This is a genomic window from Stutzerimonas decontaminans (assembly GCF_000661915.1).
Taxonomy (GTDB): domain Bacteria; phylum Pseudomonadota; class Gammaproteobacteria; order Pseudomonadales; family Pseudomonadaceae; genus Stutzerimonas; species Stutzerimonas decontaminans.
Genome location: NZ_CP007509.1, coordinates 2816380 through 2835714, shown reverse-complemented (window position 1 = coordinate 2835714; position 19335 = coordinate 2816380). Strand labels below are relative to the sequence as shown.

Sequence of the window (19335 nt, the reverse complement as noted above, 5' to 3'; positions counted from 1 at the left end):
TTCGCGAGGCGATAACGTTGACTGTCGTCTGCTGACGGACAGTGGTAATTCAAACGAGGGCCCGTTCGAGGCCGGTCAGAGAGCGGTTCGCTTTGAGAAGGAACCGCTGAAGCCTTCATGGCTTGGTGTGCATCGCCAGCATGGCCGGTTCGATTAGGCGTCGGCACCTGCGATTGCGTCAGCCTTCTTCCTGCACCGCGCGCAGGCTGATGATCTTCGGGAACCCGTCGAGCTTCACCGTGGTGCGGCAGCCGCCGATGGCCGGGCATTTCCACTCGGAGGTGGTGGTTACCCGACCATGCTGCGGCTGCGCGGTATCGATCATGGCGACGCGGCCCTCGTTTCCTGCTCCGCTGCGCAGCTCAACCGTGCGTGGCTTGTCGGCGCTCCAGGCAACCATCAACTGCTCCTCATCGCGGGCGAAGCGGAGCATCACCACGTCGCCTGCGGCGCTTTCGTCGCGCCCGACAAAGCTGTACTCCCTGACGATCTCGCTGATCGCCGCGAGCACCGGGTAGGCCGGTTTAAGCGTGAAGTCCTGCCGAACCAGGCCGAAATTGTGCTCGCGCTCGGTTTTGTCGGTGCCATCGTTGCGGAAGTCGTACCACCACATGCCTTTGATGTTGGGCAGCGTCTTGGCAAGAAAGAACGCGCGCGCCAGATACGCGGCCTGCAGGGTCTCGTCGATGCCACAGACACCCTGATGGGACGGCCAGGCCATCTCGGTCAGATAGAGCGGCACCGGGCGCCCGGCGGCGCGGGTCAGTTGCTTGTCGACCTCGGTCATCCAGTCGATCCAGGCCTCTGGCGTGTTGCGTCGCCAGCCGCGGCAATGCACATATGGATGCAGCGAAAGGCCATCAACCGATTGCATCAGGCCATTCTCCAGCAGACGCAAGGCGAAGCCCGTCTCGATTCCCTGCGTGGTCACGGCGCCGGCAAGTACCTTCGCCTCGGGCGCACGCTGCCGAATGATCCCTGAAGCGTCGGCGATCAGGCGCGCGTAGTCCTGGGTGAACTTCGGATCGCGCGGGTCCTCGACATCCCATTCATTCCAGATTTCGTAGTAGGCCACCTGGCCCTTGAGTTCGTCGGTGATGAATTCGACGTAGCGATTGAACGCGGCCCTGACCGGCTCGCTGCGGGGTTTTTCACCGCCGCCATAGTGGGAGTTGCCGTAGCCGAGGATGAACTGCGTGTTGAGTCCGTGGCGGGCGGTTTCCTTCAGATAGCGGTGCCAGGACGGTTCGATCTTCAGTTGGCCAGGCTGCCGTTCGACATAGGCCCAGTGCGCGTCAGTGCGCACGGAGGTGATCCCAGCATCGCGCATCATCGCGTACGCGCGGCCGCTGGGGTCGCCCTTGTGCAGTTCATGGGCACAGACCCCGACGACAAAGGGCTCTTCGTCGGTCTGCGCCAGACCATGCAATGAGTGGCCCAGCAGGCCCGCGATGAGCAGGGTATGGAGTAGGGTGGAGCGCATCGTCATGTGGATCATCCGTGAAGTTGGGGCTCAGGTGAGATGCTGCAGCTCAGGCAGTCGCTGTGCCGCGAGGCTGTTGGCCCCGGCGCGCGCCGGGGTCAGCACGTGGGATATCGCCAGGCCCAGGAACAGCGTGGCGATGGATACCTCCAGCACATCCGTGGCCCACGCCACCAGGCAGATGCAGAAGACGATCGGCAGCAGCGCGCTGCGCAGTCGCGAGCCCCGCTCATGCAGGCGCAGCATGAGTGGAAAGATCAGCAGGTAGAGCAACACACCGAATACGCCGAGCATTCCCCACAGGTACAGCGCGGTGTTGTCGGCAATGCTCAGCAGCTCCAGGCCCGGGACCGGATAGACCTGCCCAGCGCTGCCCACGGCGCCGAACCCCGCACCCCACCAGCCCCAGCCCTCGCGGGTGATGACTTCGATGAAGTTCGGCCAGCTGTTGATCAGCCGGTCGGCGAACGAAGCCAGGAGTGTGCCGTTGTTGGCCGCATTGGGGTCCAGGCTCAGCACCAGACTGGCCATCGGTAGCATCAGGCCGACCAGCACCGCGACGAGGAAGGCCGTGGCACTGGCGAAGCGGTAGGCCGTGACGATCAGCATCAGCAGCGTCAGCACATAGGCCGCAGCGGTGGACTTGTTGGTGGTCAGCACGATGCCCACCAGCGCCGCCGCATAGAGCGCCAACCGTAGTATTCGGGAATGGATGAAGGCGGCGATGAACAGGCTGTACACCGCGATCATCACCGACAGCGCCGTAGACATGCGGGCGAAGCCACCGATGCGGTCGATGTCGTCGAATGCCCAGGAGCGATTGGCGCTCAGTTCCACCTCGCCGACCATGTAGCTGTAGCCCTTCCACGGCACGCTGGTGAGCATGTCCAAGGCGATACCAACGAAGCAGGCAATCAGGCAGAAGCCGATTATTTGCCGCAACAGCCCGAGGCGCAGTTCCAGATGCCGGCCACAGATCAGCCCGAACAGCAGCGGAATGTAGATGAACAGGCTAAAACCGATATTGGCCAGCTCCGCCCCATGCATCAGCGCGAGTTGGCTGGATGTCACCAGGCCCAGCATGACCAGCCAGAAGGCTGGCCAGCCGCGGTAGCGCAACAGCTCCAGCCCCAGGGCTATGAGACAGGCAATCTTTGGCAGGTACAGCAGCCACGAGATTCCGGCCATGTCGAAGTAATAGCGCAGGGCACCGGAAAAGGTTTCAGTCAGCAGCAGCGAGGCGACGACCAGCGTCAACAATGTCGGCTTGTCTAAGGCCAACGGATTCGAGTCGCGTCGCCGCGGGGTAATCAGCAGGCTCTGGTTCATGTTGAATTCTCGTTCCCTGAAGTGTTTCGCGCAGGATGGTCTGGTACTGATCCAGCATGCGTTCCATGTCCAGCAGAGGCAGCACGCTGGCCCGGGCCTGGCTGGCCAGCCTCTGGCGCAGTGCGCCGTCGATGTAGAGCCAAAGCATGGCGATGCCGAGTGAATCCGGATCATCGGGCGAGCAGAGCAGGCCGTTGCATTCGTCGCGGATGATCTCCGGCAGGCCGCCCATGTTGCTCGCGATTACCGGCAGGTGATTGGCGCAGCCTTCGACGGCGACCAGGCCGAATGGCTCGGCCCATAGCGACGGCACTACCAGTACATCGATGCTGCGCATGAACTCGTCACTATCGCAGTAGCCGAGAAAGCTGACCTTCTTCGGATCGGCCATGGCTTTCAGCTTGGCTTCATAGTCCAGCTTGCCGCGCCCGGCGATATCCAGCCGGGCATCGATGTCCAGTCTCTGGAATTGCTGGATCAGCCAGCCGACGCCCTTGTTCTCCGACAGCGTGCCGATGTAACCGAAGCGCAGCGGGTAGTTGCTGCGTTGTTTGGGCTTGCTGCCCTGGCCGGGGTTGGCCGGCGTACAGTTGTGCACCACATGCTGACGAGCGCGGCTGAAGTAGCCCTGTGCGGTAATGCGTTCGAGCACGAAGCGGCTGACGCCAACCACGGTGGCGACCTGCGCCGAGGCGCTGGCATGACCGAGGCGGAACACCGAGCACAGGCCGCATTGGCGCTGGCAGCTCTTGCCGCGATTGAACATGGTGTCCTTCGGGCAGAGCAGATACAGGTCGTGCAGGACCTGAACGATGGGCACGCCCGCTGCGGTAATCTCGTCCCATGCGGAAATCGACCACCCGGTGAGGTTGTTGCTGACCACGATGTCCGGTTGCTCGCGCTCGATCACCTCACGCACGTAGCGGCGCATGTCGTGGTTGTAGCGATCGCGGTAATGCCAGCCGAGCCGGGCGACACGGCTTGGGCGCTGCTGGGTGTAATGCCAGTAGATGTTCGCCAGGCGGGCGCGATACACGCGTACGCCTTCCTGGATCTGCATGTTCAGGCCGGCATCCGGGCCGGTCGCCAGCACTGCCACCTCGCAACCACGACGTTGCAGCCCCTCGGCCAAGTGCCGGAGGATGACTTCCGCGCCGCCGCCGATATGCGGGGCGTAGAACGCATTGAGGAATAGGATTTTCATCGGTCGGCTCGCTGATTGACTCTGTCAGGCTGCTTGAATGTCCGCAGGGACTCGCCTGGTTCAGGAGTAGCACTGGAGATAACGGGTGGGCACCCGGACCTTCTGCTCACGCTGCAGCAGGTTGAGCAGAATGACCGAGCGCTCCTCGCCGTCGCTGCTGACGAAGATCGCTTCGATGTCGCTGAAGCTGCCGCCGCTGACCTGCACGCGCTCGCCGGGAGTGAAGGTTGCTGCTGGTGCGGCTTCGCTCTGCGCCAGGCGTCGGCGCAACTGCTCGATCAGTTCGTCGCGCACCGGCGTCGGCTGGCCGCCGAAGCTCACCACGCGGCTGACGCCCCGAGTGGAGCGAATCGGGTACCAATTGTCGTGAATGCAATCCAGGCGGATGAACAGGTAGCCGGGGAACAGCGCCTCGCCGGCCTTGGCGCCTTGTGGCCCGCGCGATGGTGGCGGCACCTTGATCGGGCGATAGCATTCGAAGTGTTGGCGTAGCAGGTTTTCCTCGGCGCGGGCCTCCTGGCGTGGCTTGGTCTGGATCAGATACCAGCGTGCGGTGTTGCTCGGTGTCATGAGGATGTCCTTCCCTGAATGGCCTGCCCGAATCCACTGGCAGGCTGAATGTCGTCAAGCCAGCGACAGCGTTGCCCTTTTTTCGTGGCCTTCGACCACGCTGAAGCGCAGTAGCAATTCCTTCATCGCCTCACGACTGTTGAACATCAGCACATCGATGATCGAGAGCGACGGCACGAACGGATGCTTGAACTGCGCATAGGTGAGGTCATCCATGCGCAGGAAACGCAGCAGCAGCCCGTCGGCGCGGAAGCGGGCAGGGCAGTACAACTCCATGCCACCGATAGGGTTCAGGTATAGCTCACCGTCCATGCGATGCACGATCTGGATGACCCGATCCTGCATGTCCATCTTCGCCGGCAGACCGAGGCTGGAGCCGCGGTAGATCGGCGTGTGGATGTTCATGTAGGCGCAGAGCTTGCGCAGGGCGTTCTCGGTGAACAGCGCGAGGTTGCGCTCCGGGTACTCGAGGATGCTACGGATCAACGGCAGCACGGCGTCGCGCTGCGGAGCCTTGGCGTAGCAACGCTCGAGTATCTTCATCAGCGCTTCGGCTTCTCGGTCGAAGTCGTCGCAGAGCCAGCGCTCCCTGATCTGCTCCGTCTGATGGCCTTTACGCAACGGGAAGGTGATCAACTTGGGCTGACCGTTGACCAGGATGCGGTTGCGGTTCATCCAAGAGCCCTTCACGTACTGCAGGTCATCGCCCAGGACAAACACGTCGCTGAGTGCGATCAGTTGGAAATAGCCCAGGTATGGGAAGAGATAGGGCTGCATCATCGAGACGGTTCTGAGCACGGCGCACCTCCTTGTCTGGCGTTCAAGCTTGCTGGGTATAGGTGTAGTAACCGTAGGCCCCGCTGTCGTAGGGCGAAGTGGATGCCTTGCGCTTCACGGCATTGAGGATCACCCCCTTGAGCAGCACGCCATTCTGCGCAAGCCGCCGCTTGGAAGCGTCGATCTGCGAACTGGTGCTGAGCCCGAAGCGAGCCACCAGCAGATTGGTGCCGGCCTGCTGGGCGACCAGCACGGCGTCGGTGACCGCCAGTACGGGCGGCGTATCAATGATGATGAAGTCGTAGAGCTTCTCCGCCTCGCGCAGCAGACGGGTGAAGTTGTCGTGCATCAGCAGCTCGGACGGATTCGGAGCAGAGAATCCGGCGGAGATGAAGTGCAGGTTCTTCAGTTCGGTGCGGTTGGTGATTTCCGCCAGGCTCAGCCCGCTCGCCAGCGCATCCGACAAGCCATGACGCGGCGCCATGCCGAACAGGGTGTGCAGATAGCCGCGGCGCATGTCACCGTCGATCAGCAGCACCCGCTGTCCGGTCTGGGCGATCACCGCAGCCAGGTTGCTGGATACGAACGACTTGCCGACCGAAGGGGTCGGGCTGGTGATCATCAACACCTTGTTGCGTGCCTCGAGCATGGCGAACTTGAGGCTGGTACGCAGGCTGCGCAGCGATTCGACCGCAAGATCGGTCGGCTCGGTGAGGCTCAGCAGGCGGGTCTTGCCGTCGCGGCTCTTGCGGCTGCGGTTCAGCTGATCCTGTGAGGCGCTGTAGGGCAGCCCGGCATAGACCGGTACACCGAGCTTCTCGATCACGTCCGGGCTTTCCACGCCGCGGTAGAAGGCCTGGCGCAGCAGGATCACTGCCGCCGAGACCAGCAGCCCGATGAAGATGGCTAGCGCCACCACCAGCGGCTTAACCGGTTTCGAGGGCTTCTCGGTCATCGAGTAGGCGTTGTCGATGACGCGAACGTTGCCGATGGTGCCGGCACGCAATACATCCTGCTCCTGGGCCTGATTCATCAGCAGGGTATAGGTCTGGGTGGTGACTTCCATGTCACGCTTGAGGCGCAGCAGTTCCTGCTGCGTCATGGGCAGGGCGTCGACCTTCTTCAGCAGCTGCGCCTTTTGCGCCAGCAGTTCGTTCATCTGCGTCATCAGGGTGCGGTAGGTCGGATGCTCGCGGGTGTAGAGGCGGTCATACTCCACGCGCTTGAGCGACAGTTCGGAAATCTGCGTTTCCAGCTGGACGATCTGATCCAGCACCCCCTTGGTCTCGATGCTGATGTCCACCGACTTGGAGCTGGTCTGGTAGTCGTGCAGTGCGGCTTCGGCCTTTTCCAGCTCCTTGCGCACCTGCGGCAGTTGCGAACGGAGGAAATCCAGGCGCTGGGCCGCCTCGGCCGAGCTGCGCTGAATGTTCTGGCTGACGTACAGGCGGCTGATCTCGTCCAGCACGCGGCTGGCCAGCTGCGGATCCGCATCCTCCAGGGACATGTAGATGATCCCCGAGTCCTTGCCGGCCTCGCCGACCTTCAGGCGGTCCTGATAGTTGAGCGCTGTGGTCTGCGGGCGGCTCCTGATCAGCTTGAACTCGGTGCCCGGGCGTGCCTCGAGTTCGGCGATCTGCACCTTGAAGCCCTGGCTTTCCACGGCCTGGTTGACCTGGCCACGGAGGATCAGCTGCTGCTCGTCGTCGTACAGGCTGTAGTTGCCGGCCGTGCCGGCGACCAGAGTGAGGTCCATGCCCAGGTAGGCGTCGGGCACGTCGAGCTGGAACACTTCGAGTTTCTCACCACCCCAGGCGTAGCCGGTCAAGCCGAACAGCGGAGTGGCCAGGGCGCCATCGGTCGCAGGGTCGTGATTGCGCGCCATGAAGGCACCGAATACGGGGAAATAACGAGGCTTGGCGACGATGTAGAGCTTGAGCTCCTCGACGGCCTTGCCCAGCACGGCGCGGGATTTCAGCAGCGAGATTTCCGTGACTGCCTGGGAGACCGAGTCGGGGCGGGGAGATATTTCCGGCACGCCGGTAATCGCGGCTTTTTTCGGTTCGATCTGGATCATCGCGGTCGCTTGGTAGATCGGTGTGGCGATCACGGCGTAGAGCACGCCCAGAGCTGCGAAAAAGCCGGTGATGGCAATGATCAGCGCCTTGTGGTCGTAGGCGGTGCGCATTATTCCGGCGAGGTCGATGCGGTTGTCCGCGTCATATTCCAGCGAAGAGCGGGTCAAGGCAGTCATTGGGAGTCCTTCCTCATGGTGCGTTTTTGCAAAGAAGCGGGAGTCGGGCTGATCAGCTCTTGGCCAGCCGTGGGCTCAACCGGCGCAGCAGGTTGAGGCTGATGTTCTGAGCGATGGTCGAGAGCGCCTGAAGCTTGCTGAACGGCGAGATCAGCGACAGGCACGCGCCGAACACCTGGATCAGGAAGTACTCATAGAGTGCGTTATTGCCGATGCGGTGGTAGTAGCGCGCCAGGGCGTAATGGGCGTGCATGGCCATCTGTATCCGTTGCTTGCTCGGCCGCATTGAGAAGATGCCACCCTCATGGACGCGGTAGGCGGCGGGGCTGATCCCCTCCATGAACTTGCCCTTGCCATAGGCGCCGAGTAGTGACCACCAGCAGATGTCCAGCACTTCCACGCCGAGCAGCTCCGGCGGCAGTTCCTGAATCAGGTTGCGAAAGCACACGGTGAGCGTTGACAGCGGGCGGCCCTGCATCAGTTCCAGGGCGGTGGCGTCCTTGCGCAGCTTTCCGGTCAGCTGCGGGCTCTGGATGATGCCCTGGCTGTTGAACATGAACGCATCGTGATAAGTGATCACGTAGTCACGATGCTGCTCGAGAAAGTCCACCTGCTGCTGCAGTTTGGTCGGGTCGGTCCAGTAGTCGTCGCCTTCGCAATAGGCGATGTACTTTCCCCCAGCTCGGGCGAACAGCCGCGTGCTGAAGGGCACGCCGAGGCTGAACTGATTCTGCGTCTGGTAGATCGGTTTGATGATGCTGGGGTAGCGCGCCGCGTAGTCGGCGATGATCGCGGCGGTGGTATCGGTCGAGGCGTCGTCATGGACGATCACCTCGAAAGGGAAATCCGTTTCCTGCTGGAGGAAGCTCTCCAGCGTCTTCCTAATAAATGAGGCATGGTTGTACGCCAGGCAAACGACGCTCAGCAGCGGTTCAGTCTTGCCGCCCCAGCGTTCAATCAAGGCTTGCTCGCTCTTCAATTCCATTTTTGGGTGCTCGCTTGATGAGTAGGTAAAGCTTGAGGACCAGTGGCTTCGAACTGGCGGCGACCAGCAGCAGGCAGATAGCCCCGCTTACCGCCAGCGCCAGCAGAATGTCGAAACGGTTGTCGCTGGCGATCAGGGCGAACAGCGGCTCGCCGAGGGCCAGGCCTAGTGCGGTCATGGCGCTAATTCGCAACATGTCCCGCGCCCAGATGGCTTGAAGGCCCGGCGCGAAGCGTCGGTGTACCATCGGCGGCCAGACCACGAACGTCGTCAGACGCAGGAAGAACCAGGCCAGTGCGGCACCGTAGGCACCATGCACAAGGGCCGCGTACGCCACGATCGGCACGCTGATCGCGGTGGAAATAACGCTGTACCAGATGTGCAGACGCAGCTGCCCGTAGGCGTACTGCAGGTAGAACTGGAATGCGCCGACGGCCATCAATGCGCTGCCCGGCACATACCAGAACAGTAAGCGCTCGCTCCATTCGGCCGCGGCCAGGTCGCCGGTCCAGGCGAAGATCAGCGACTGTCCGTGCCAGGCGATGACCGCCGCCATGGGAAACAGCACGCTGCAGACAAAGCGGCTGGCATTGAGATACAGCCGCTCCATTTCGCCGATCCGTCCCTCAGCCACGAGCATGGTCATGCGTGGCAGCAGCGTCTGCACCAATGGATTGGTCAGCGTCATGATTCCGGTGGTGATCAGCGCGACCAGGGAAAAGTAGCCGTACTCCTTAAGCAGCAGCACCTTGGAAAGCAGCACCTTGTCCAGCTGGGTCAGTACGATCCACAACAGCGAGGTGAAGAACATGCCGCCGGCGAACGGGAGCACCGGTCTGATCACTCGCCAGTCGATGCCGGTAAATAGGCGTGGACTGGACAGCTGAACATAGGCCTTGCTGGCGAACGCGAGCATTTCGGCAAGGGCCACCGCCGCTTGGAACAGGAAAAAGTCCAGCGGGTCCTGCGAGATGTAGGCGACCAGAAAAAGGCCACCGAAATAGCGCAGGGTAGCGATCAGCATGTTCGCCGCGTTCAGCCAGCCATGCAGCTCCACACCTTGCAGCCCGCTCTTGTACAGCGTTGCGTAGAGCCGCATACCGACCATCAGCCCCATCAGGCTGATGCACTCCGTAATCGTCGTAGTGCTGAGCTCGCGCGCTTGTAGCCAGGTATGGGCGATCCAGCCGCTGCCGAAAAAGATCGAGACGCACGTGATCAGCGCGATCGGCAGCAGTAACAGTTCGAACGAGCGCAGCAAGCGTCCGGCTGGACCATGACCTTCTGCCAGGTCGCCTTGTCCTCGATAGTGCGCCACCTGTCTGACCAGCGCTGGCGACATTCCGGCATCGAGCAGCTGCAGCCAGGCCTGGAGCACGGCGAAGAAGCCGATCAGACCATAGGCCTCCGCCCCCAGGTGTCCCAGATAGAACGGCAGAATCAGAATGCCGATCAGCAGGGCATAAGCCTGGCCGAGGTAGTTCAGGCTGGTATTGCGGATCACCGACAACCGCTTGGGATCGGACATGATCTGTATTCGGCCTCGATGGGTCAGGAAATGCGCTTGCACTCGGAAGCGGGCGACTGATCCCCGCTGAGCAGTCCAAAAGCCTCAACGAGCGGCCGGAACAGAATCCGGTTCGATTGCGTGCTGTGGATCGACTCCTGGATCAGCGTCTGCATGACCTGTTCCTGCACCTTGCGTGGCAGTCCGGGGTAGATCGGCAGGCACAGTACCTTCCGGCTCAGCGCCCGCGAGCGGGGTTGCGGTGCCTGCGGCTGGAGGTAGTCCAGGGTGTCCAGCGATGGATAGAAATAGCGGCGTGGGTTGATGCCTATTTCGTTGAGCTGTGCCCGTGAGCGCAGCAACTGCTGCTCGTCGGCAAGCGCTACCGGGAAATAGCTGAAATTGCCTTGTGATTCGGGTTGCGGCTTCTGCAGGTCGAAGTGCTCGCCAAGTCGGCGCGCGTATCGCTGGCCGATTTCTGCCCGGCACTCGAGGATAAGTTCGATATCGTCGAGCACGCACATCCCCATTGCCGCAGAAAACTCATTGAGTTTGGCGTTAATGCCGATGCCTTCGATCTGGTCGGTATCGACGATGCCGAAGTTGCAGAGCAGGCGAACCCGCTCGGCCAGGTCGTCGTCGTTGGTGACAATGGCACCGCCCTCAATGGTGTGAAACAGCTTGGTAGCGTGAAAGCTCAACGTACTGATGTCGCCCCAGTTGTAGACCGACCGCCCCTGGTAACAAGTGGCGAAGGCATGGGCGCCGTCATAGATGACCTTGAGATTGTGCTGGCGCGCCAGCTGCTCGATTCGCTCGACATCGCAGGGATTGCCGAACACATGTGTGGCCACGATGGCGCTGGTGTCAGGTTCGATATGCCGCTCGATCTGGTTCGGATCAAGATTCCAGGTCTCTGGATCAATGTCAGCGAAGATTGGCCTGATCCCTTCCCACTGCAGCGAGCTGGTCGTCGCGACAAAGCTGAACGGCGTGGTGATTGCGCTGCCGGTAACTCCAAGCGCTCGGTAGGCAATCTGCAGCGCAATCGTTCCGTTGTTGGTGAGAATGATGTTGCGCACCCCGAGATAATCCTTGAGGCGCTGCTCCAGCGCAGTCACAAGTGGCCCGTGGTTGGTAAGCCAGCCGGTGTTGTAGATCCTGTCTACATACGCCTTGAACTTGTTCTTGTTGCCCAGGTAGGCCTTGGTCACGTTGATCATGGGGATTTCCTTATCGACTGGCGCAGCCGTCCAGCTGACGGTCTTCAAGCGCAATAGCGAAACTGGCGACGTGTTCGCTCAGACCGGCTGATGCGTACCGATTGCGCTGGCGCGTCGGGCCCTGCGCTGGTTGTGTCGGAGAATCAGCCGTGTAAGGAGGCTGCCGGCGTGTGGGTCACCGTAATGAAAGATGGCGGTGGCGCGCAGTTTCTTCGGATCGCAAGGCTCGTTGGCATGCAGCGTGCGATAACCCCAGAAAAGGTAGAGGTTGCCTGGCTCCAGTTGCAGGCGCTGAGGCTTGAGTACCCCGACACCTATGGCGAGAACGATCAGCTTTCGGCTCAGTGCATTCTGCAGCAGCGCTTTCTCAAGCACGTTGAGCAACGCGGTGCCCCGTATTTTGCGGAGGTTGGGAAACAGCAACAGGTCGCCTCGTTCGTCGCCGTCCTGAGGAATCTCCACGGGGAGCAGGGCGGTTACCAGTGATGCATCGAAGTGAAAACGGTTGGATTCCTTGCGTCCCGTGTGGCCCTGGACACACCGCATCACCATGTAGATTCGGTTGCTATGGGCGGCCGTGCCTGCGCCGATACGATAGATTTCGGCCAACAAAGCCTTGAATTCCGGTGCGGCACCCACCACCGCAAGTAGCGAGCTGGCTACTTGCTCGCCATCGTGGTGGGCGAAGTACTCCCCGCGATGCCTTAGAGCCTGTTCATTAACTTGCTCGCGCAGCTGATCAAGTTGGTGGCTGTCTAAGTAGCTGGGTACGCAAGCGAAGCCTTTTCGATTCATTTCCCAGGCGAGCAGCGCTTTGTCCTGAGCTTCCAATCGATGAAAGATAGACACGATAGTTCTCCCTGCACATAGGTCAGGTGACGCGATTTTGGGGGCGGCTGCGGCCCAGGGGGCGGGCGTTCACCGCAGACTCAACGGGTGGTGAAGGCAGCAATTAATTAGTTCGCAGGAAATCGCGCGCAGGGCTTCTGGCTCTGACCGAAGACTAACTTCTGTGTTTATAGGTTTTATAATTATTATCGGCAAAGCTACCGCCACCGGCATATATAAGCCGTTCCAGGTAATTTCGCTCATTAATGCTCGCTTTCCAGCACGTCAGCCCTCGACGGCTGGCCAGCCCCTTACGCCTCAGGAATGTTTAGGCAAAGCTACCGCTCCCGGAAAACTTTCCGGTGGCTTTATACAAAACTGATGACGAACAAGCCCGCATCGCTACTATATGGGAGCGCTTTAATCAGGCAGGGGGTTTAACTCTTGCGTCACAAAACTTGACCTGTCCAGTTGGTCTAAACTGCCTTGCAACGTGTTACTCCCTGTTGCGAATAGATATCCGTCATAACGTGAACCAAGTCAAGAAGGCGAGCCAAAAAAATGTTGTGATCGCTGGTTTGTACGTCGGTAGCGAAATTAACGTACTGAAAAATAAAGATTTTTATTTTCAAGAGGTGAGGGGGCAAGCTTATCCTTCTCTGTTATAGCTGGCGCAATAAGCTAGCTTCAAAGTGAATAACTGTTCAGGTTTAAGCTGTCTATTAGTGGCGGGTGAATAAAGCGAGGGCTCGTTATTCCGACTGTATTAGATAACTACTCTGATAAAGAGTTAATTCTAATTGCTGTCTTGCCTGATGTTCGACGGTAGGCGACTGGATGCCGCGAGGCCGACCAGATAGAAAAGAATGCGCAGAAAACGAAAAAGGCCACTCATCTGAGTGGCCTTTTTCGTGATTTGGTTGCGGGAGCCGGATTTGAACCGACGACCTTCGGGTTATGAGCCCGACGAGCTACCAGACTGCTCCATCCCGCGTCTGTGGGGCGCATTCTACAGCCCAGCGATTCGGTGTCAATCTAAAGGGCTAAAAAAAGCGTAATTCATTCAAAAGGTTAGCTGCCGTGTCGATCTCTGGCGTAGCCGCAGCATGCGAGCACAAAATCAGCTCGAAAAAAAAGGCCACTCATTGAGTGGCCTTTGAAATTTGGTTGCGGGAGCCGGATTTGAACCGACGACCTTCGGGTTATGAGCCCGACGAGCTACCAGACTGCTCCATCCCGCGATGCGCATTCTACAGCTTCAAATGCTGCTGTCACGGGTTAATTTCAAAAAAGACGGAAATAGCAGTCAGGCGTGCCAGGAAGGCAAAGCGTTTGGTTCGGCCGAAGCTGCCAACGGGCGCGGTTTGGCTGGTCTCGCCTGTGGCGGATGATGACGCCTCGCGATTCTCATCATGCCCCATAGCATGGCAAGCGCGACTGACAGCCAGCCTAGAATGATCATTGCGAGTATCAGCGCAGGTTCCATCCGGTGCTTCCCTCTGTAGTCCTAATTTCTTCCTTAATGGTTGTGACCCCCGTGACCGGAAGCGGTTCCGATGTGCCATCGGTCGCCAGCCACCGCACTCTGTGGAGCTGGCGCTGCCCAACTTATTGGGTGGACGATGCGGATGTGTCGGATATGCGTATTCAGCTCGGTTTAGTCATCGTAGTGCTGGCCTCGACGGCAAGTGCGCAGAGTCTGGAGTTGCCCTTTGCGGGTGTCCCGCTGGCTCAGAGCACCGGTGAAGCAGATCGTGGCGCTGCCGGCAATGGTTCGATGGGCATCGGTGGTGGCATCGACTACTTGGACGACGATCAGCGCGGCACATCGGCAGATCCGTCACCCGAGGCATCTTCAACAGAGCAGGCCGAGAAGTCTGCGGAGGCCGGCCACGGCGGCAACGAGACCGACATGGAACATCGTCGCCGTCCGAAGCTGGAAAAGCACAGCGACTAGCGCTGCGTTTGATTACCTGGGAGGTAGCCATGCATCGGTTAATCACATCATCACTTGCCGCGTTGCTAATAGCAGGTTCGGCAGGCGCTTTTGCCGAATCCTCGGAGCAGGCACGCGACCGCCACACCGGTGGAGCAGCGGGAGGATCGACGATCGAATCGCAGGCCCCGCAATCTGATCAATCCGATGGAGGATCGGCTGACCGCCAGAAGCGAACGTCAGACGAGCATCCGGAGAGCGACGTGGGCACGATGGGTACCGGCAATACCGGTACCACTGGCGGCATGGGCGCGACTACGGGGACCGATACGATAGGCGGCACGATCGAGGAATAACCGTGCGACGCATGTCAGACCAAGCGTGATTCAGGGATCGGGCATCCGTACAATGCCCGCCTTTCATAATCTACTGGCCTGATATGCAGATTGCTTTGGCACCCATGGAGGGGCTTGTCGACGAAGTTCTCCGCGACATACTCACCCGTATGGGCGGCGTCGATTGGTGCGTAACCGAGTTCATCCGCGTTTCCGACCGTCTGCTGCCGCAAAGCAGTTTTCGCAAGCTTGCACCCGAATTAGCGACTGGCGCAGCGACCCGCGCCGGCACGTCGGTGCGCGTCCAGTTGCTTGGCTCTGATCCGGCTTGCCTTGCCGATAACGCCGCCTACGCCTGCTCATTGGGCGCACCGGCTATCGACCTCAACTTCGGTTGCCCTGCAAAGACGGTGAACAAGTCGCGCGGCGGCGCCGTGCTATTGAAGGAGCCGGAGCTGCTGCATGCCATCCTGTGCGAGGTGCGACGGGCCGTGCCGGCGCATATTCCGGTGACCGCCAAGATGCGCCTGGGGTTCGACACCCCGGACAGCGCCATCGATTGTGCGCGGGCGCTGGTGGACGGCGGGGCAGAGCAGTTGGTGGTACATGCGCGGACGAAAGTCGAAGGCTACAAGCCGCCGGCGCATTGGGAGTGGATTGCGCGGGTGCAGGAAGAAGTGCCGGTGCCTGTCTACGCCAATGGCGATATCTGGTCGCTGGCCGATTGGCGACGTTGCCGGGAGGTCAGCGGCGCTGAGAACATCATGCTGGGTCGCGGGCTGGTTTCGCGCCCAGACCTGGCGCGGCAGATTGCTGCCGCCAGGCAGGGGTTGAGTATTCCGGAGATGAGTTGGGCAGAGCTTCTGCCCACGTTGGTCGACTTCTGGCAGCAGGCGCGGGGCAAGATTGCGCCACGCTACGCACCCGGCAGGCTCAAGCAGTGGCTTGCCTTGCTGACGCGCAATTATCCTGAAGCCGTGGTCCTGTTTGCAGCCTTGCGTCGGGAAAACGATTGCGCCCGGATCGATGCGATGTTGGGTGTCGATACCGCGGGCCTGCGTGTAGCGGCGCTGGCGTGAGCGTGCTCAACGGCCTCCGCTGACGTCCAGCAGCGCGCCGGTGGTGTAACTGGCCTGCTCGCTGGCAAGCCAGAGTATGGCTTCGGCGATCTCCTCCGCCTGGCCGCCACGTCCCATGGGTACGCTGGCCTTGACCCGTTCGATTCGACCCGGCTCGCCACCGCTGGCGTGGATGTCGGTATGGATGACCCCAGGACGTACCGCATTGACCCGTATGCCTTCGCCAGCCACTTCCTTGGCCAGGCCGACAGTCATACTGTCGATGGCGCCCTTGGCCGCCGCATAGTCGATGTACTCGCCCGGTGCGCCCAACCTCGCTGCAATGGAAGAGAGATTGATGATTGAACCACCCTGGCCGCCATGCTGGGTGGACATCCGTCTGATCGCCTCGCGGGCGCAGAGAAAGCTGCCGATCACGTTGGCGCCCAGCACTCTTGTCCAGCGCGCGGCATCCATCTGCTCCAGCCGCATCTGCTGTTCGAGCATGCCGGCGTTGTTGACCAGCACGTCCAGACGGCCGAATTCACGGTCGACGATCTCGAACATGTGCAGTACCTGACCTTCGTCGGCGACGTCAGCCTTGATCGTTATCGCTGAAACGCCTGCAGCGCGGACCTGTTGGAGCACCTGGCTCGCCGCATCCTCGTTCTGGTGATAGTTCAGGCAGAGGGCATAGCCCTGGCGGGCCGCCAGCCGCGCAGTTGCGGCTCCAATACCCCGGCTGGCACCGGTGATCAGCATGACTCTGGACATGGCGTTACCTCTCGTCGGCAGGTTCATTTTCTGCGCCTTGAAATCTGCAGAGCGGTTCCTATCTAGGGCTCAGCGGGATGCCGAAGTCGGGTCCCGCCTGTTTCAACTCGCTGATTTCAGGAGGTTTATCATGAGTTCGTTCCCCATGGCCCCTTTGTTCCGGCAATCCGTGGGTTTCGACCGTTTCAACGATCTGTTCGAGTCCGCTCTGCGCAACGACACCGGCAGCTCGTATCCACCCTATAACATCGAGAAACACGGTGACGACCAGTATCGAATCGTGGTCGCAGCCGCCGGCTTCGAGGAATCCGACCTCGATCTGCAGGTCGAGCGCAGCGTGCTGACCATCAGTGGCGGGCGACGCGAAAGCGAGGCCGAGAACGTCACCTATCTGCATCAGGGTATCGCCCAGCGGGCGTTCAAGCTGTCGTTCCGGCTGGCCGACCACATCGAGGTGAAAGGCGCTGCGCTGAACAGCGGCCTGCTCAACATCGACCTGGTGCGCGTTGTGCCGGAAGAGGCCAAACCCAAGCGCATCCCGATCAACGCCGATCAGCGACCCGCACTGGAGGGTTGATCGAAATTAAACAAGGGCGTCAAACGGCGCCCTTGTTTGTTTCAGGACGCTTAGCTGTCGCGCGCCGCATCCAGCAACGCCATGAAGGCCCTGGCGGCGTTGGATAGGGTGCGTTCCTTGTGCAGGATGTAGCCGAGTTGTCGCGTCAGCTGAATTCCTGGCAAGGGCAGGCTGACTACCTGTTCGTCGAGCATGCTACGCGGCAACACGCTCCAGGCGATGCCGATGGAGACCATCATCTTGATGGTCTCCATATAGTTGGTGCTCATGGTGATATTGGGCGTCAGCCCTTCGCGTTCGAACAATCGCTGGGCAATGTGGTGGGTGAAGGTATTGCCGCCGGGAAAGACGGCCGGATGCCCAGCGATATCGGCGAGCTGGATGTCAGTCTTGCTCGCCAGTGGGTGCTCGGGGGCTACGACGAAATCCAGCGGGTCGTCCCACACCTTCACCGCTCTGACCGGTTCGGCTGTCTGCGGCGCAAGGGTGATCACCGCGAGTTCAGCGCGGCCGTGCAGCACTTCGTCATACGCCACTTCCGAGTCGAGAAAACGGATATCCAGGCTGACCTGCGGATGGGCGCGGGTAAAGGCGCGCAACAGCGGCGGCAGACGATGCAGGCCGATGTGATGACTGGTCGCCAGGCTCAGCCGGCCGCCGATGTCGCCGTTGAGGTTGGTCAGGGCGCGGCGGGTGTCGTCGAGCACGTTGAGAATCTGATAGGCACGCGGCAAAAGGGCTCGGCCGGCCTCGGTGAGCCCGATCTCACGGCCGAGCCGGTCGAAAAGGCGTACATCGAGTTGCGACTCCAGTGCCGCGATGCGCTTGCTGACGGCTGGTTGAGTCAGGTGCAGGCGCTCTGCGGCCAGCGAAAAGCCACCTGTTTCGGCGACAGCAATGAAAGCGTTGACGTTAGCCAGGTCCAAAGCGTTCTTCCGATTCCAAGTGGGAATGTATCGGATGAAAAATATGAATTTGAGTAATTGAATGCAAGCCCCTAGCATCGTCCCCATAAAGCGCAGGGGCTATTCGCCCCGCATAGAAAGCAGATGAGGAAAGTCCGATGGCCGGCAAAACGCTCTACGACAAGCTCTGGGAAATGCACGAGGTGAAACGTCGCGACGATGGTTCGTCGCTGATCTACATCGACCGTCACATCCTTCACGAGGTGACCTCGCCGCAAGCATTCGAAGGCCTGCGTCTGGCCAACCGCAAGCCATGGCGCATCGACGCCAATATCGCCACCCCGGACCACAATGTGCCGACCACCAAGGGCGAGCGCCAGGGCGGTCTGGAAGCCATTGCCGACGAGGTGTCGCGCATCCAGGTGCAGACACTGGACGAGAACTGCGATGACTTCGGCATCCTCGAATTCAAAATGAACGACGTCCGCCAGGGCATCGTTCATGTCATCGGCCCGGAGCAGGGCGCGACGCTGCCGGGCATGACCGTGGTCTGCGGTGACTCGCACACCTCCACCCATGGCGCCTTCGGTGCGCTGGCCCACGGCATCGGCACCTCGGAGGTCGAGCATGTGCTCGCCACGCAGTGTCTGGTCGCCAAGAAAATGAAGAACATGCAGGTGCGTGTCGAAGGCAAGCTGCCATTCGGCGTTACCGCCAAGGACATCGTGCTGGCCGTGATCGGCAAGATCGGCACCGCCGGTGGTAACGGTCATGCCCTGGAGTTCGCCGGCAGCGCGATTCGCGATCTGTCCATGGAAGGGCGCATGACCATCTGCAACATGTCCATCGAGGCTGGTGCACGCGTGGGCATGGTGGCGGTCGACGAAAAGACCATCGCTTATGTAGAGGGCCGCCCGTACGCTCCGAAAGGCGCCGATTGGGACAAGGCCGTCGAGTTGTGGAAGGGCCTGGTCTCCGATGATGACGCAGTGTTCGATACTGTCGTCGAGCTCAAGGCCGAGGACATCAAGCCGCAGGTCAGCTGGGGTACCTCACCGGAAATGGTGCTGGCTGTCGATCAGAACGTACCGGATCCTGCCGTCGAAGCCGACCCGGTCAAGCGCGATTCCATCGTTCGCGCATTGAAGTACATGGGCCTGAATGCCAACCAGCCGATCACCGAGATCAAGCTGGACCGCGTGTTCATTGGTTCTTGCACCAACTCGCGGATCGAGGATCTGCGCGCGGCGGCGGAAGTCGCCAAGGGCCGCAAGGTTGCGGCCAACGTCAAGCAGGCGCTGGTGGTGCCGGGCTCCGGGCTGGTCAAGCAGCAGGCCGAGGCTGAAGGGCTGGACAAAATTTTCGTCGAGGCCGGCTTCGAATGGCGCGAACCGGGCTGCTCCATGTGCCTGGCGATGAACCCGGACAAGCTCGGTAGTGGCGAGCATTGCGCCTCGACCTCCAACCGCAACTTCGAAGGCCGTCAGGGCGCCGGTGGCCGTACGCATCTGGTCAGTCCGGCCATGGCTGCTGCTGCGGCGGTAACCGGTCACTTCATCGATGTACGCGAACTGGTCCAGGCCTGAGGAG

Annotated in this window: 17 protein-coding genes and 2 tRNA genes; 5 read left to right on the top strand and 14 right to left on the bottom strand. The window is 60.8% G+C overall.

Annotated elements, in window-relative coordinates; genetic code table 11:
* Nucleotides 1-178: 178 nt before the first annotated feature.
* The 12 genes from UIB01_RS12975 to UIB01_RS12920 form a co-directional block, all read right to left on the bottom strand.
* Nucleotides 179-1489 carry a hypothetical protein gene (locus tag UIB01_RS12975; protein WP_196247240.1) on the bottom strand — a complete coding sequence of 437 codons (1311 nt, stop codon included), beginning with the start codon at nt 1487-1489 and terminating at the stop codon, nt 179-181.
* A 24-nt stretch (nt 1490-1513) separates the two neighbouring features.
* Nucleotides 1514-2812, bottom strand: coding sequence for a membrane protein (locus UIB01_RS12970; RefSeq protein WP_038661129.1), 1299 nt, complete (start codon nt 2810-2812; stop codon nt 1514-1516).
* Nucleotides 2706-4016 (bottom strand): glycosyltransferase family 4 protein, encoded by a 1311-nt coding sequence (locus tag UIB01_RS12965; RefSeq protein WP_038661127.1) that lies wholly within the window; start codon nt 4014-4016, stop codon nt 2706-2708. The genes UIB01_RS12970 and UIB01_RS12965 overlap by 107 nt, the downstream gene beginning before the upstream one ends.
* Before the next feature lie 60 nt (nt 4017-4076).
* Nucleotides 4077-4586: a transcription/translation regulatory transformer protein RfaH gene (gene rfaH / locus UIB01_RS12960; protein WP_038661124.1), complete on the bottom strand. Its 510-nt coding sequence runs from the start codon at nt 4584-4586 to the stop codon at nt 4077-4079.
* A 54-nt stretch (nt 4587-4640) separates the two neighbouring features.
* Nucleotides 4641-5384 carry a WbqC family protein gene (locus UIB01_RS12955; RefSeq protein ID WP_038661121.1) on the bottom strand — a complete coding sequence of 248 codons (744 nt, stop codon included), beginning with the start codon at nt 5382-5384 and terminating at the stop codon, nt 4641-4643.
* Nucleotides 5385-5406: 22 nt separating this feature from the next.
* The gene (locus UIB01_RS12950) at nt 5407-7617 is read right to left on the bottom strand and encodes a polysaccharide biosynthesis tyrosine autokinase (RefSeq protein ID WP_038661118.1); all 2211 of its coding nucleotides are present in this window, start codon (nt 7615-7617) and stop codon (nt 5407-5409) included.
* 52 nt (nt 7618-7669) lie between these two features.
* On the bottom strand, nt 7670-8602 hold the full coding sequence (locus UIB01_RS12945; RefSeq protein WP_038661116.1) for a glycosyltransferase family 2 protein: 933 nt from the start codon (nt 8600-8602) through the stop codon (nt 7670-7672).
* Nucleotides 8571-10130, bottom strand: a complete 1560-nt coding sequence (locus UIB01_RS12940) for a lipopolysaccharide biosynthesis protein (RefSeq protein ID WP_038661113.1) — start codon at nt 10128-10130, stop codon at nt 8571-8573. Before UIB01_RS12940 ends, UIB01_RS12945 begins: the two co-directional genes overlap by 32 nt.
* 23 nt (nt 10131-10153) lie before the next feature.
* Nucleotides 10154-11332: a DegT/DnrJ/EryC1/StrS family aminotransferase gene (locus UIB01_RS12935; protein WP_038661110.1), complete on the bottom strand. Its 1179-nt coding sequence runs from the start codon at nt 11330-11332 to the stop codon at nt 10154-10156.
* Nucleotides 11333-11410: 78 nt separating this feature from the next.
* Entirely contained in the window at nt 11411-12127 is a 717-nt protein-coding gene (locus UIB01_RS12930) for a hypothetical protein (protein WP_080695135.1), read from the bottom strand.
* 950 nt (nt 12128-13077) lie between these two features.
* Nucleotides 13078-13154: transfer RNA gene (locus tag UIB01_RS12925), tRNA-Met, on the bottom strand.
* A 170-nt stretch (nt 13155-13324) separates the two neighbouring features.
* A tRNA-Met gene (locus UIB01_RS12920) sits at nt 13325-13401 on the bottom strand.
* Between the two features lie 398 nt (nt 13402-13799).
* Between UIB01_RS12920 and UIB01_RS12915 the strand changes: the two genes are divergently transcribed.
* The 3 genes from UIB01_RS12915 to UIB01_RS12910 all read left to right on the top strand — a co-directional run bounded on the left by UIB01_RS12915 (nt 13800) and on the right by UIB01_RS12910 (nt 15510).
* A complete protein-coding gene (locus UIB01_RS12915; RefSeq protein ID WP_038665740.1) occupies nt 13800-14117 on the top strand; it encodes a hypothetical protein in 318 nt (105 codons plus the stop codon).
* Between the two features lie 29 nt (nt 14118-14146).
* Complete coding sequence (locus tag UIB01_RS22795) at nt 14147-14452, top strand: hypothetical protein (RefSeq protein ID WP_080695085.1); 306 nt, start codon at nt 14147-14149, stop codon at nt 14450-14452.
* 83 nt (nt 14453-14535) lie between these two features.
* Nucleotides 14536-15510, top strand: coding sequence for a tRNA dihydrouridine synthase (locus UIB01_RS12910; protein ID WP_038661103.1), 975 nt, complete (start codon nt 14536-14538; stop codon nt 15508-15510).
* 6 nt (nt 15511-15516) lie between these two features.
* On the opposite strand, the gene UIB01_RS12905 is transcribed toward UIB01_RS12910, so the two are convergent.
* Nucleotides 15517-16263: an SDR family oxidoreductase gene (locus UIB01_RS12905; protein ID WP_038661101.1), complete on the bottom strand. Its 747-nt coding sequence runs from the start codon at nt 16261-16263 to the stop codon at nt 15517-15519.
* A 130-nt stretch (nt 16264-16393) separates the two neighbouring features.
* On the opposite strand from UIB01_RS12905, the gene UIB01_RS12900 reads away from it, so the two are divergent.
* On the top strand, nt 16394-16840 hold the full coding sequence (locus tag UIB01_RS12900) for an Hsp20 family protein (protein WP_013982514.1): 447 nt from the start codon (nt 16394-16396) through the stop codon (nt 16838-16840).
* A 50-nt stretch (nt 16841-16890) separates the two neighbouring features.
* Here UIB01_RS12900 and UIB01_RS12895 read toward each other — a convergent pair whose 3' ends face one another.
* Nucleotides 16891-17766, bottom strand: a complete 876-nt coding sequence (locus UIB01_RS12895; RefSeq protein WP_038661096.1) for a LysR family transcriptional regulator — start codon at nt 17764-17766, stop codon at nt 16891-16893.
* A 137-nt stretch (nt 17767-17903) separates the two neighbouring features.
* On the opposite strand from UIB01_RS12895, the gene leuC reads away from it, so the two are divergent.
* Nucleotides 17904-19331 carry a 3-isopropylmalate dehydratase large subunit gene (gene leuC, locus UIB01_RS12890; RefSeq protein WP_038661093.1) on the top strand — a complete coding sequence of 476 codons (1428 nt, stop codon included), beginning with the start codon at nt 17904-17906 and terminating at the stop codon, nt 19329-19331.
* The last annotated feature ends 4 nt before the right edge of the window (nt 19332-19335 follow it).

Bases quoted from the DNA above. Each gene is read 5' to 3' on its own strand.
- UIB01_RS12930 (WP_080695135.1), bottom strand. From the start codon at position 12,127: ATGAATCGAAAAGGCTTCGCTTGCGTACCCAGCTACTTAGACAGCCAC.
- leuC (WP_038661093.1), top strand. From the start codon at position 17,904: ATGGCCGGCAAAACGCTCTACGACAAGCTCTGGGAAATGCACGAGGTG.
- UIB01_RS12970 (WP_038661129.1), bottom strand. From the start codon at position 2,812: ATGAACCAGAGCCTGCTGATTACCCCGCGGCGACGCGACTCGAATCCG.
- UIB01_RS12950 (WP_038661118.1), bottom strand. From the start codon at position 7,617: ATGACTGCCTTGACCCGCTCTTCGCTGGAATATGACGCGGACAACCGC.
- UIB01_RS12905 (WP_038661101.1), bottom strand. From the start codon at position 16,263: ATGTCCAGAGTCATGCTGATCACCGGTGCCAGCCGGGGTATTGGAGCC.
- UIB01_RS12945 (WP_038661116.1), bottom strand. From the start codon at position 8,602: ATGGAATTGAAGAGCGAGCAAGCCTTGATTGAACGCTGGGGCGGCAAG.
- UIB01_RS22795 (WP_080695085.1), top strand. From the start codon at position 14,147: ATGCATCGGTTAATCACATCATCACTTGCCGCGTTGCTAATAGCAGGT.
- UIB01_RS12940 (WP_038661113.1), bottom strand. From the start codon at position 10,130: ATGTCCGATCCCAAGCGGTTGTCGGTGATCCGCAATACCAGCCTGAAC.
- UIB01_RS12910 (WP_038661103.1), top strand. From the start codon at position 14,536: ATGCAGATTGCTTTGGCACCCATGGAGGGGCTTGTCGACGAAGTTCTC.
- UIB01_RS12975 (WP_196247240.1), bottom strand. From the start codon at position 1,489: ATGACGATGCGCTCCACCCTACTCCATACCCTGCTCATCGCGGGCCTG.
- rfaH (WP_038661124.1), bottom strand. From the start codon at position 4,586: ATGACACCGAGCAACACCGCACGCTGGTATCTGATCCAGACCAAGCCA.
- UIB01_RS12935 (WP_038661110.1), bottom strand. From the start codon at position 11,332: ATGATCAACGTGACCAAGGCCTACCTGGGCAACAAGAACAAGTTCAAG.
- UIB01_RS12900 (WP_013982514.1), top strand. From the start codon at position 16,394: ATGAGTTCGTTCCCCATGGCCCCTTTGTTCCGGCAATCCGTGGGTTTC.
- UIB01_RS12915 (WP_038665740.1), top strand. From the start codon at position 13,800: ATGCGTATTCAGCTCGGTTTAGTCATCGTAGTGCTGGCCTCGACGGCA.
- UIB01_RS12965 (WP_038661127.1), bottom strand. From the start codon at position 4,016: ATGAAAATCCTATTCCTCAATGCGTTCTACGCCCCGCATATCGGCGGC.